The organism is Parajatrophihabitans canadensis, from assembly GCF_053764775.1.
In genome coordinates this window covers 3791798-3803563 of sequence record NZ_CM132445.1, presented here as the reverse complement: position 1 = coordinate 3803563, position 11766 = coordinate 3791798, and the positions used below count along the sequence as shown (strand labels likewise).

At 63.1% G+C, this 11766-nt stretch carries 11 protein-coding genes; all 11 read left to right on the top strand.

Annotated features, from left to right (window positions below; all coding sequences use genetic code 11):
* Positions 1-168 precede the first annotated feature (168 nt).
* Positions 169-975, top strand: a complete 807-nt coding sequence (locus ACSMXN_RS18255; RefSeq protein ID WP_022913245.1) for a class II aldolase/adducin family protein — start codon at positions 169-171, stop codon at positions 973-975.
* Between the two features lie 211 nt (positions 976-1186).
* On the top strand, positions 1187-2689 hold the full coding sequence (locus ACSMXN_RS18250; protein WP_022913244.1) for a sugar ABC transporter ATP-binding protein: 1503 nt from the start codon (positions 1187-1189) through the stop codon (positions 2687-2689).
* 29 nt (positions 2690-2718) lie between these two features.
* Positions 2719-3822, top strand: a complete 1104-nt coding sequence (locus tag ACSMXN_RS18245; RefSeq protein WP_155958358.1) for an ABC transporter permease — start codon at positions 2719-2721, stop codon at positions 3820-3822.
* A 4-nt stretch (positions 3823-3826) separates the two neighbouring features.
* Positions 3827-5023: a sugar ABC transporter substrate-binding protein gene (locus ACSMXN_RS18240; protein ID WP_081649089.1), complete on the top strand. Its 1197-nt coding sequence runs from the start codon at positions 3827-3829 to the stop codon at positions 5021-5023.
* Positions 5024-5126: 103 nt separating this feature from the next.
* Positions 5127-5315 carry a hypothetical protein gene (locus ACSMXN_RS18235; protein ID WP_022913241.1) on the top strand — a complete coding sequence of 63 codons (189 nt, stop codon included), beginning with the start codon at positions 5127-5129 and terminating at the stop codon, positions 5313-5315.
* A gap of 2 nt (positions 5316-5317) precedes the next feature.
* Positions 5318-6724 (top strand): amidase, encoded by a 1407-nt coding sequence (locus ACSMXN_RS18230; RefSeq protein WP_022913240.1) that lies wholly within the window; start codon positions 5318-5320, stop codon positions 6722-6724.
* The gene (locus ACSMXN_RS18225; RefSeq protein ID WP_022913239.1) at positions 6721-7539 is read left to right on the top strand and encodes an SDR family oxidoreductase; all 819 of its coding nucleotides are present in this window, start codon (positions 6721-6723) and stop codon (positions 7537-7539) included. The genes ACSMXN_RS18230 and ACSMXN_RS18225 overlap by 4 nt, the downstream gene beginning before the upstream one ends.
* A 231-nt stretch (positions 7540-7770) precedes the next feature.
* Complete coding sequence (locus tag ACSMXN_RS18220; RefSeq protein WP_022913238.1) at positions 7771-8724, top strand: catalase family peroxidase; 954 nt, start codon at positions 7771-7773, stop codon at positions 8722-8724.
* Positions 8725-9160: 436 nt separating this feature from the next.
* The gene (locus ACSMXN_RS18215) at positions 9161-9709 is read left to right on the top strand and encodes a PCC domain-containing protein (RefSeq protein ID WP_022913237.1); all 549 of its coding nucleotides are present in this window, start codon (positions 9161-9163) and stop codon (positions 9707-9709) included.
* Between the two features lie 39 nt (positions 9710-9748).
* Positions 9749-10555 (top strand): aldolase/citrate lyase family protein, encoded by an 807-nt coding sequence (locus ACSMXN_RS18210; RefSeq protein WP_022913236.1) that lies wholly within the window; start codon positions 9749-9751, stop codon positions 10553-10555.
* A 16-nt stretch (positions 10556-10571) separates the two neighbouring features.
* A complete protein-coding gene (locus ACSMXN_RS18205; protein WP_022913235.1) occupies positions 10572-11723 on the top strand; it encodes an Ldh family oxidoreductase in 1152 nt (383 codons plus the stop codon).
* Positions 11724-11766: the final 43 nt, after the last annotated feature.

Genomic DNA, 11766 nt, shown 5'->3' with positions numbered 1-11766 from the left:
CCCATTCGTGTCTGAATTCCGGAACGATCTCACCATGTCGGGACGTAGAAGTGCGCTTGATTTCGAAGGAACGCTGGTGTTGACTTAATGTAACACCAGTTCCGGTAAACGGAACTCTAGCTGGAACAATAATCGGAATAGAAGAAATGCCTCGGAGGGCAATCGATCGTGTCGATCGCATCGAGAAGCGTCTACGAACCGGAACAGGCGGGGCTGTCCTTTCCACGCCCGCCGGTGTTCACCAACCTGGCCGACGAAAGAATGCATCGTAAGCAACGCCTGGCGGGGGCTTGCCGGGTGCTCTACCGGTGCGGTTACGAGTACGGCTTTGCCGGCCATCTCACCGTCCGCGATCCAGAACACCCTTCGTTGTACTGGACGAATCCCTTCGCCATGAGCTTTTCGCAGGTGCGAGTGTCTGACCTGCTGTTGGTCGATCACGACGGAATCGTCGTCGATGGCACCCGCGCGGTGAACCGAGCCGGCTACGTGCTGCACGCCGCCATTCATGAGGCGAACCCGGACGTCGTCGCCTCCGTGCATGCGCACACCATTCACGGCATGGCATGGGCCGCGCTGGGTCGTCCGTTGGATCCGATCACGCAGACCGCCTGCGGTTTCTACGAGGACCAAGCGGTCATTACGTCTCAGGCCGGTGCAGTCGTCGTCGACCGTGATGCTGGTCGGGAGGTTGCCGAGGCGTTCGGGCAGGCCAAGATCGCGATTCACCAGAACCACGGCCTGTTCAGTGTTGGACGAGAAAGCGTGGACGAGGCAGTCTGGTGGTTCATCGCTGCCGATCGTGCCTGCCAGATCCAATTGCTGGCTGAGTCCGGCGGCCGGCCAGTCCAGCTTGTCGGGCCAAAGGCGGCTCGCCACTCGAAGGCAACCTTGGCCACACCCTTTATGGCCTGGCTTCACTTTCAGCCGATGTGGGACGACGTGCTCCGCCGGGAACCTGACCTGCTCGATTGAGCTCGGCGAGGCATACCCGCGACAGGGTCGAAGCTAAACAGCCCTGCGCTGTAAGCGCGTTCGGCTTTGTTACAAGCATGTACCGAACATGAACCAAGCGAGGACGCAGGCTTGACCGCATCCCCGCTGCATGTTTTCATTGTGTCTATCGTAACTCACGTTCTGATAAACGGAACTTCTGAATACCATTGGAAGCGAGGCGAACGATCCGATGTTGACCGCTGTACACGTCTCGAAGAGCTTCGGCTCGTCGGTTGTCCTGCGCGACGTCAACTTCGAGGTTGCGGCCGGTACCTGTGTGGCCTTCATAGGTGAGAACGGCGCCGGTAAGTCGACGCTGGCCAAATGCCTGGTCGGCGCCCATCAGCCCGACGCCGGATCGATCCTGATCGACGGGCGAGCGGTGGTCCTGGCCAGTCCGGCCGACGCCCACAAGATGGGTATCGGCTTTCTTCCGCAGGAACTGGCCAACGTACCCGCTCTTTCGGTTGCCGAGAACATCGTCGTCGGTGCGTGGCCTCAGCGCTTCGGCATCACGACCAAGCGGGCGATGCACGAGCGGGCCCGAAGTGTGCTTCGCCGGCTGGGTGTCTCGCTGGATCTGGGCGCACCGATGGCCGACCAGACCCTGGCCGCCCGGCAGCTGGCAGAGATTGCCAAGGCTTTGCTACAGGATTCTCGCTTGTTGGTGCTCGACGAACCGACCGCCGCGTTAAGCGAGCAAGACAGCGAAAAGCTTTTTCAGGTCGTGCGACGGCTGGCTGATGACGGCGTGACGATCATTTTCATCTCGCACCGGATGGACGAGGTTCACAAGTTTGCCGACACGGTGCACGTGATGCGCAACGGTGAACTCGTTGCGTCTCTGGATCCGAAGACGACCTCGAAGAAAGAGCTGGTGTCGCACATGCTCGGAGCCCCACAGGCGGTCAGCGCGGCACGCACCAATGCGATCAGCGTCGTCGAGCGCGTTCCCGCACTCACGCTGAGCGGCCTGTACGAACCGGGGCCGCCGCCACTCGAGGATGTCGGATTCACCATCTACGAAGGCGAATTGCTCGGCATCTTCGGTGTTCGCGGTTCGGGCAGCGACACCATCGCCGAAGTCCTCGGTGGCAAGCGCAAGCCCAGCGCAGGCTCGCTCACGATCAGGGGCGCGCACCGCCCGACCTTCTCCAATCCGCGTGAGGCCATCAAATGCGGGGTCGGGTACGTGCCCCAGGAGCGCAAGCGCGACGGGCTCGTGCTGCAGGATCCGATCCGGACCAACGTGTCGCTGAGTGTGCCCCGCCAGGTGTCGCGCTTCGGCATCCGGCACGTCGCCGCGGAACGCAGCCTGGCCCAGTCCTTTGCCCACCAGCTCGACATCCGGATGCGTAGCGTCGGGCAGCCCGTCAGTCAGCTCAGCGGCGGCAATCAGCAGAAGGTCCTGCTCGCCAGCCGGCTAGCGACCCACCCCCGGGTGCTGGTGTTGCACGAGCCGACCCGCGGTGTGGACATCGGCGCCCGGGCTCAGCTGCTGCGTGAGCTACGCACGCTGGCCGCCGCCGGCATGGCCTGTCTGATCGTCAGCTCCGACGTCGAAGAGGTCACGACCACGTGCGATCGGTTGCTGATTATTCGCGACGGCGCCTTCGTCGAAGAACTGTCTGGTTCTGAGATCACGCAGCAGAACGCGCTGCATGCAGCTACCCGAGGGGAGATCTCCACGTGAGCACAGCCGGCGACGTCCAACCTGTGTCGATGGCAGACACGCCTGCCGACGCCTACGAGGCGGATAGCGGGCGTCTGGGCCGTTTCGGCCGAGCGTCCTTCGGCGATCTGATGTCGCGTCTGAGTTTGACGCTGTTCCTCATCGGGCTGCTGATCTACTTCAGCATCGAGGCCAATCGCTTTGCCACCACGAACAACGCCTTCATCATCCTGTCCGATATCGCGGTCATCGGCATCGTGTCGATTGGTCAGACGTTGGCCATCGTGTCCGGTGGGTTCGACCTGTCAACCAGTGGCGTCGTCCCGCTGGGATCGATCCTGTTCGCGAAGTTCCTCAACGACGGCCATGGGCTGGTGTTATCGCTGATCCTCACCCTGCTAGTCGGCGTCGGAGTCGGTCTGGTCAATGGCGTGATCATCACCAAACTCGGTATCAATCCGCTCATCACCACACTGGGCATGCTGTCCATCACCGGCGGCGCGGCGGCCTCGCTAGCCAACGGTGTTTCGGTGCCGTTCGACAATCCTGTGAACAACGTTCTCGGTGACAACGCGGTTGGGAACATCGCCAATGACGTCTGGATATTCCTCGGTCTGATCGTCGTCGCCGCCCTCGTCGCCCGCTTCACAATCCTCGGTCGCTCGCTCTACTCGATCGGTGGCAACCGGGAAGCGAGCTGGCTGGCCGGGATCAAGGTGGACCGGGTAACGATCAGCGTCTACGTCATCTCATCGACCTTGTCCGCCCTGGCTGGAGCGATCCTGGCCAGCCAGCTGCTCACCGGTTCCACCACCGTCGGCACCGACTCGGCCTTGACCTCGATCGCTGCCGTCGTCCTGGGTGGCGGCTCACTGGCCGGTGGCGTCGGTTCGATCGGCGGCACGGTGATCGGCGTTCTCGTCCTCGGAGTTTTCCGTAATGGGCTTGCTCTCATGCACGTTGCGCCGTTCTACCAGCAGATCGCAACCGGCGTGATTCTGCTTCTGGCGGTGGCCTTTAGCCAATTCCGCCAAGCAAACTTCCGGCGTCGCATCGCGGTCGCGTGGAAGCGCATGAAAAGCCGGACGGGTTCAGCTGAACCCGCCGGTGCCGTACCCACCTACGAAGCGATGCCAACCAAGAAGAGAGGCTAGGACGATGAGTCGACGGCGCATGATCTCGCGGCGTTACACGTTCGGAGTGCTCGGAGTCTGCGCTGCCCTAGCACTGGCAGCATGTTCGAGCAGCAGTGACAATTCAAGCAGCAGTGGTGATTCGGCCAACAGCGGTGGCTCCGGTAGTTCGTCCGGCGCCGGCACCACCGATTTCTCGAAGTACCACATCACCTACGCAAACGGCAGCTCCTCTGGCGCAATCGGTGTCACGATCCGCGATGGCATGAAGACTGCGGCCAACAAGATCGGCGTGAAGTACACCGCATTCGAGAACAACGGTGACGGACCAACTGCACTTACCAATGCTCGGCTGATGGTGCAGGAACAGCCAGATCTGATCATCGAATACAACCTCGCCGAAGGTATCGGCCCTGCCCTGGGCAAGCAGCTGACGAACAGCAAGATTCCTTGCGTCTCCGTCAACGTCCAGACCCCGGGTTGCCCCTGGATCAACCTGAGCAACAAGGTCTCGGGCCAGGGTGCCGGTGACATCATCGGCAAGGAGGCGATCAAGCGCGGTTGGACGGCCAATGACACGACCGTGCTCGTGTTGCAGTGTTCGACCTGTGGTGTCGAAATCAACGACTCGCCGCGGTACTTCTACCTCAACGTGGCCGAGCAGATGAAGATGCCGACCTACCCGCCGGAGAAGATCACAGCGCAGACCACTACGCTCGGCCCGAACCTGTACCAGGTCGACGACCAGGATCTCTCGATCGACAAGGCGTACACGGCCGTTCAACAAGCCCTGCAATCGATCCCGGCCTCGCGGCACCTGTTGGTATTCGGTATTAACGACGATGCCAGCATCGGGGCCTGGCGGGCCATCGATGCTGCTGGCCGCGGGAAGAACAGCCTCATCGGTGGGCTCAGTGGCCTGCCAGAAGGTCTGCAGCAGCTGAGGACGAATCCGTCATGGGTCGCGGAGGGATCGTTGTTCCTGCCGTTCTGGGGTGAATATACGATGGCGATGGCTATCTCGATGCTGCAAGGTGCGACACCGCCAGCCTTGACCCCGTACCCGCAGATCACGATGGACAAGACGACGGTCGACAAGTATTACCCGAATGGCTCGAACGACGCGTCGCTGTTGCCGGCACTAACCGCGGACAATCAATACCTCGCGAAATCCGGTGTATTGCAAGCCTTCAATAACGTCGATGGGCTGACCAAGCAGTAGCAGATAGCGTTGAGTTGCGGCCGGCGGTGACCGAGATTCACGGTCCCGCCGGCAGGCATGTCGCGTTGGGGGCCGCTGGCCTCAGAGGTGAGAGTGAATTTCGATGGATGATGAAGCAATCCGAGATCAGGCAATCCAGTTCGAGCCGGAACGGTTCGCCTCGGCGGCCGCGATCTATGCCCAGCTTCGGCCCGCGATCGAGGCGTTGCGCGCGGTGCCGCTCGCCTTTCTTGAGCCAGTGGACGAACCGGCAACGGCGCTGCGCTGGATCGAACGCGGCGACGAAGGCTGACCATGACTGACCGAGTTTTCAACCGTACCGCTAGCGAGTTGCTCTCCGGCTACGCGAGCAAGCAATTCAGCCCGGACGAGGTGGTGGCCGATACCTTCGAGCACATCGCCACTGTCGACCCAGCGCTCAACGCTGTCATCCTGCCGCTGCAGGACTCTGCCCGGTCAGCCGCGGCGCAGAGCACGGCCCGCTGGGCTGCCGGCACCCAACGCCCGCTGGAGGGAATCCCATACGGGCTAAAGGACATCATCGCCACGGCCGGCATTCGTACGACCGGCGGTTCGGCACTGTTCATCGATAACGTCCCGGCAGCCGACGCCACCGTTGCCCGCAGGCTGGCCGAGGCTGGTGGGATCCTGATCGGCAAGCTGCACACGTTCGAGTTCGCCTCCGGTGGCGCAGAGAATCGGGCGCTCGGGATCTGCCGCAACCCATGGGACATCCAGCGGGGCACGGGTGGTTCGTCCTCGGGATCGGCCTCGGCGGTCGCGGCCGCCGAGGTGAGCTTCGCGCTGGGCACCGACACCGGCGGCTCGGTCCGAATCCCCGCCGCCTACTGCGGAATCGTCGCCTTGAAGCCGACCTTTGGCCGGGTCCCACGGACCGGCGTGATGCCGCTGTCGTGGAGCCTGGACCACGTCGGGCCGATGACGCGCTCGGTGGCCGACGCCGCCCTTGTACTGCAGGCGATCGCCGGTTACGACGAGTCCGATGCAACCTGCTCGTCGCGTCCAGTCCCGTCTTACGTCGCGGGATCGGCCGAAACAGCTGAAGGGCTGAAGCTGGGACGACCACGCGGCTGGTTCGAGGATTCGGTCGAACCCTCGGTGCTGGCGCCCTTCGACCGGGCCTGCGGCGAATTGGCCGATCTCGGTGTTCAGATCGTGGACGTCGCGCTGCCCGATGCACAGCTGTGGGATGCCGCGGCCTGGTGCATCATCTACGCCGAGATGCTCTCGCTGCATCAGGAACATGTCGGCGACATCGAGCATCGTGACGCCATGGGTGCCGGCATGCTGTCAGTCGGACCGTTCATTCACGCGGTCGACTACCTGCGGGCATTGCGCTACCGCAGCGTCGCCCAACGGCAGCTGTCCGAAGCGATGTCCGGGCTTGCCGGGCTGATCACTCCATCGGTAACCACAGTGGCCCCTCCGCTGGACACCATCTCCAGCAGCGACGACAGCGCGCGGTGGCTGGCCGCGGCTACGCGGATGTCGACCCCGTTCAACCTCACCGGGGTGCCGGCACTGTCGATGCCGATAGGCTTCGTAGATTCGCTACCGGTGAGCATGCAGATCATCACGCGGCCGCACGACGAGCTGACGGCCCTGCGTCTCGGCCGCCATTACGAGCAGCACACTGCTTATCACCAGCGCCAACCCGCCCTGGTCGGCGGCGCAGGGTGACCGACTCGATCAGCCAGCCGCTACGGGGCCGGACCGCCGTCGTGGCTGGCGGTGGCTCCCGCGGGGACGGGGTCGGCAACGGGCGGGCCGCCGCGATCCTGCTAGCTCGGCAAGGCGCCCGGGTCGGCGTGCTTGACGTGGTCCCCGAGTGGGCCCAGACCACGGCGGACATGATTGCCGCTGAGGGCGGCGAAGCGGTTGCCCTCGGGGTCGACGTCACCGATGACGACAGCGTGCGTGCCGGCATTGACAGGGTCGTGCGGAAATTCTCGGAACCGGCGATCCTGGTCAACAATGTCGGCATCTCAGGACCGACAGGCACGGCCGAGGAACTCGACCTGGACGAATGGGATCGAGCCTTGCGGATAAACGTGACCTCGATGATGCTGACCGTGCGTCACGTCGTGCCTTACATGCGCGCGGCCGGCGACGGCAGCATCGTCAACAATGCCTCGGTGTTTGGCATGGTCGGCGGCCACCACGCGTTGCTGTACCCGACCAGCAAGGCTGCGGTGATCGGGATGACCAGGGCGATGGCCGCCCACTACGGAAGAGACGGCGTGCGGGTCAACTGTGTCGCGCCGGGGTCGGTCTACACGCCGATGGTCAGCACCCGCGGGATGTCGGAGGAACTACGCGAGGATCGCCGCCAGCAGGGTGTCCTCGAGATCGAGGGGACCGGCTGGGATGTGGGCCACGCGATTGCCTACCTGGCCGGGCCCGCGGCTCGATGGGTGACCGGCGTGGTGCTGCCAGTGGATGCCGGTCTGACCTCGGGCAAGATGCGCTGGATTCACGGCGCGACAGCGTCCTAGCTGCACTTTTCAGTCTGTGACGCAAACGACTCACGCTGATGTACGGATCTCAAGCATCGGTCGCGCTGCAGCGTGTGAGGCTGCCTCGCTTGAGTGACCTGGGCATCAGTGCGCCGCCAATGGCTGTTTGAGCAGGATTCAGTACCTGCCCGGGGGTTGGCTGCGGCCTTCAGCAGTCGTACGGTGAGGTTAGCCAGCGTCGTCTGCCAAGGCATGACGAAAGGATCTCCAATGGCCGTCGTCCGAAACGCCACGCCTGCGGCTGAGCAAGAGCTTGCCAGCCGGCTCCCGGCTCAGCTCGTTCAGGACTTTCACGCCGCCTTCGGTGAACATCATGCTCGCGCCGTCCACACCAAGGGCCTCATCCTGCAAGGGACCTATACCCCGAGCGCTGAAGCAAAAGACCTCAGCTACGCCCAGCTATTCCGGGAGTCTTCCGTGCCGGTGATCGTCCGCTTCTCCGACTTCACCGGTCTGCCGAACATCCCTGACACTGAGCTCAATGCCAACCCTCGCGGGTTCGCGATCAGGTTCCTGATAGCTGATGGTTCGAACGTGGACATTGTCAATCACAGCTTCAACGGATTCCCCGTTTCTACGTCCAGCGACTTCAGCACATTGTTGGAGGCGATCGCCAGCAGCGGCGGCGTACCAGCGCCGGGTTCGGAGCTGGAGACGTTTCTCGCCAGCCACCCCATCGCGAAGACGTTCCTGACTACCCAGACCGATCTGCCGCAGAGTTGGGCGACCACGAACTTCTACTCAGTCAACGCCGTCCAGTTCACGGATGCCCAGGGCGAGAACCGGTTTGTCCGGTATCAGTTCATACCGGACGCCGGCGAGCACAGTTTGGCCGGCGGTGAAGCGGCGGCGAAGTCCGCTGACTACCTCTCAGAGGAACTCACCGCGCGGGTCGCCGCCAACCCGGTTCGGTTTAGCTGGTATGCCCAGATGGCCGAGGACTCAGACGTCATCGACGATCCGGCCACAGCCTGGCCTGACGACCGGCAGCGCGGCTTGCTCGGTCAGATCGTGATCGACCAGGTTGGGCCGAACAGCGCGCAGGCGGACCGTTCGCTTGCCTTCATGCCCGGCAACATGCTGCCTGGCATCGCGATTGCTGACCCGATGCTCACCATCCGCAACGCCAGCTATCCGGACTCGTTCCGCGAGCGCAACAGCTGATCTGCGGGGCCGAGTGCTGGCTCGCGAGTTGACCACCTTGTTACTTCAATCCCACCGCTGATTCGAAGCCACGCCGGGCAGGGTTCCCAAACGCTCAAGGACAGCCGAGCAAGGCGCCGAACGCGCGTACCCGGCCCAACTCGCTGACGACGGCACGTTCTGCGTAGCGATCGCTCCAACACCGTGTCATTGCGCCCCCGCCTCGCTGGCGAAGTGAATTCCAGGCGGTTGACTCACCTCGTATGACGTAGGCATACTGTCCGCATGCGCATTGGATACATCCCTGCCGCAACCCCTGGACAAGCCGACAATGCGGTGTTTAACCCAATTGGCCGATGACGTTCGACGGGTTCAATGCCCGCTACGACGCAGGCGTGCGTCACCAGACGCGCTAATTCACATGTTCTAAGTCCACATGTTCTGAGAAGGAGAAGGTATGCCGAAGGTGGTTTCTGGCGATATCGAGCGGGTTATTTACGCGCGATTCGATGCTGGGGCGGATTTGCTCTTGTCGCTTCGCGAGGTGATCAAGAGCGAGAACATCACCACGGGGCTGATCCTCGACCTCACCGGTGCACTTAACGTCGCTCGGCTACAGCACTTCAAAGAGCTCGGCGACCCGGAGTCCAAGGTGTCGGTCGTCGAGATTCCTGGACCGATGGAGGCCAGCGGTGGCGGCATCATCGGACGCTGTGTCGGTACCGGTGGCGTAGGCGGCTACGTCGACGGGGAGCCGTACGTGCATTGCCACCTCACCGTGAACTCGTCGGTTCACACCTTCATGGGGCACCTGATGGAAGGAACGATCATCAGGGCCCCGCACTACGGACGCGGAAACACGAAATCCCACTTCACGGTCGTTCTCGGTCAGGTCCGGGGGGTCGACTTGCAGATGGTGAGTGGTGGTCCTGGATCGGAGAACAACGGCTTGGGGACGTGGACGCCCGAACACGGCTACGTCTATCACGAGCTCGAAGCACGCTAGATCTCAGCGAAAAAGCGGATAGGGGAATAGGTAAATAAGATGACGACAGACCGGAAAGAGCCGCTGCGCGAACGCCTCGAGCGGCGCGGAATTTTGATGGGGATGCAGAACTTCACGGGCAACCCCGCGCTGGTGGAGATCCTTGGCGCCTCGGGCTTCGACTTCGTCTCTCTCGACATGGAACACGCGCCCACGAGCTGGCGAGAAGTCGAGGAGATGGCACGCGCGGCGGACGTGCACGGGTTCACCGCGCTGGCTCGAGTGTCGACGAACGATCCCATCGAGATCATGAAGGCGCTCGATCGTGGGGTCGACGGCGTGATCGTGCCGCACATCGGAACCCCAGAGGATCTCCAGCGTGCTGTTGCGGCGGCACACTATCCGCCGAGCGGGGTACGGGGTGCCTGCTCGGCGGTCCGGGCGACTCAGTACAGCGTCTCCAAGTGGTCGGAGTACTACCAGCGCGCTGACGCCGAGACCATGGTCGTTCCGCTCCTCGAAGACGCCCGCGCACTCGACAACCTCGACGAGCTCATGGCTGCCGATGACGTCTGGCTCTACTTCCTCGGTGTTCGTGATCTTGCTCAGGATCTGGGTGTGCCGGGTGCAGATTACCGACACCCGGTTCTCGCCGATGCGGTCGAGCGGGTGCTGCGCGCCAGTGCCGATGCGGGCAAGTCAGTGATCGCTCCAGTCGCGCCGAACCTCGAGATCGAATACGCGACCTACCTGCTCGAGCTGGGATTCAAGTGCCTGAGCTTCGGGACCGACGTGTCTTTCTTCGCTCGCAGCTGCGCAGATGTGCTCAGTGGTGTCGAGCGGTTTCGTAGACCGGTGTCCGCATGACTGAGCAGGTGAACGCATGAGCAGCACGGGTTCGATGGCCTATGGGTTCTCGGCCGACAGCCAAAGCTCCGAGACCGCGGAGAGCGTAGACCGCTCGGCCGTCGTTTATGTGACGCCTGCTGACGCGCAGACGTTCGCGCAGGAGTTGCTGGTCGCACATGGTCTTCCCAACGAGGACGCTGCCATGGTCGCCGACGCTCTGGTGTCCGCCGACCTGCGTGGCGTGAGCACGCACGGAATCGTCCGGCTGCCGGGTTACATCGAGCGACTTCGCCGCGGGATGGTCGAGGCCCGACCCGACATTACGGTTCGGAACGTCACGCCGGTCTGCGCTCATGTCGACGGTGGGAACGGGCTGGGCTTCGTCGTCGGTAATCGTGCGGTCGACGTTGCCGTCGAACTCGCGACCAGCGGCGGAGCCGGGGTGGCAGCCGTCATGCGAAGCAACCACTTCGGTATGGCGGGCAGCTACGCCCTGCGCGCGGTACGCGCCGGAATGATCGGCATCGTCATGACTAATGCGTCGCGGGCCATGCCGCCGTTCGGTGGCCGCGAGCCACTTCTTGGTACCGGCCCAATGGCGATCGGCGCCCCGGGCGGCCTGCACAGCAACCACTTCGTGTTCGACATGTCGCCGGCGGTGGTTGCCCGCGGGAAGATCCGACTCTCCGCGCAGCACGGGGAACCGATCCCATTGGGCTACGCACTGGACTCGGAGGGCCGTCCGACCACCGATCCCGTCGAAGCGCTCAAGGGCGTGTTGCTGCCGATGGGCGGACCGAAGGGATCCGGTCTCGCGCTGGCCATCGAGATCCTCTGTGGCGTGCTCACGGGTGCCGCCTTCGGCGGCGAGGTACGAGACCAGTACAAGGACTTCGATCGACCCCAGAACGTCGGGCATCTAATGATCGCCCTGAAACCCGATCTGTTCATGCCCTTGACCGAGTATCAGGAGCGGATGGACTTTCTCGCTGAGCGGGTTCACCAGAACTCGCCCCAAGAGGGCGTCGAGCGTGTCGTCATGCCCGGGGAGATCGAGCTGGACAGCGAGAAGAAACGACGGGTAACGGGGATTCCCGTTGGCATGTCGGAACTTGAGGTCCTCCAGCACGAGGCCAATGCCAAGGGTGTTCCTGAGCTGCCTTACTCCGCGGTCGCCGGAAAGTAGCCAGTCCAGGACGCGCAAGACGAGCAAGATGATAGGTGGTCAG

Bases quoted from the DNA above. Each gene is read 5' to 3' on its own strand.
- ACSMXN_RS18250 (WP_022913244.1), top strand. From the start codon at position 1,187: ATGTTGACCGCTGTACACGTCTCGAAGAGCTTCGGCTCGTCGGTTGTC.
- ACSMXN_RS18245 (WP_155958358.1), top strand. From the start codon at position 2,719: ATGGCAGACACGCCTGCCGACGCCTACGAGGCGGATAGCGGGCGTCTG.
- ACSMXN_RS18240 (WP_081649089.1), top strand. From the start codon at position 3,827: ATGAGTCGACGGCGCATGATCTCGCGGCGTTACACGTTCGGAGTGCTC.
- ACSMXN_RS18235 (WP_022913241.1), top strand. From the start codon at position 5,127: ATGGATGATGAAGCAATCCGAGATCAGGCAATCCAGTTCGAGCCGGAA.
- ACSMXN_RS18230 (WP_022913240.1), top strand. From the start codon at position 5,318: ATGACTGACCGAGTTTTCAACCGTACCGCTAGCGAGTTGCTCTCCGGC.
- ACSMXN_RS18220 (WP_022913238.1), top strand. From the start codon at position 7,771: ATGGCCGTCGTCCGAAACGCCACGCCTGCGGCTGAGCAAGAGCTTGCC.
- ACSMXN_RS18215 (WP_022913237.1), top strand. From the start codon at position 9,161: ATGCCGAAGGTGGTTTCTGGCGATATCGAGCGGGTTATTTACGCGCGA.
- ACSMXN_RS18210 (WP_022913236.1), top strand. From the start codon at position 9,749: ATGACGACAGACCGGAAAGAGCCGCTGCGCGAACGCCTCGAGCGGCGC.
- ACSMXN_RS18205 (WP_022913235.1), top strand. From the start codon at position 10,572: ATGAGCAGCACGGGTTCGATGGCCTATGGGTTCTCGGCCGACAGCCAA.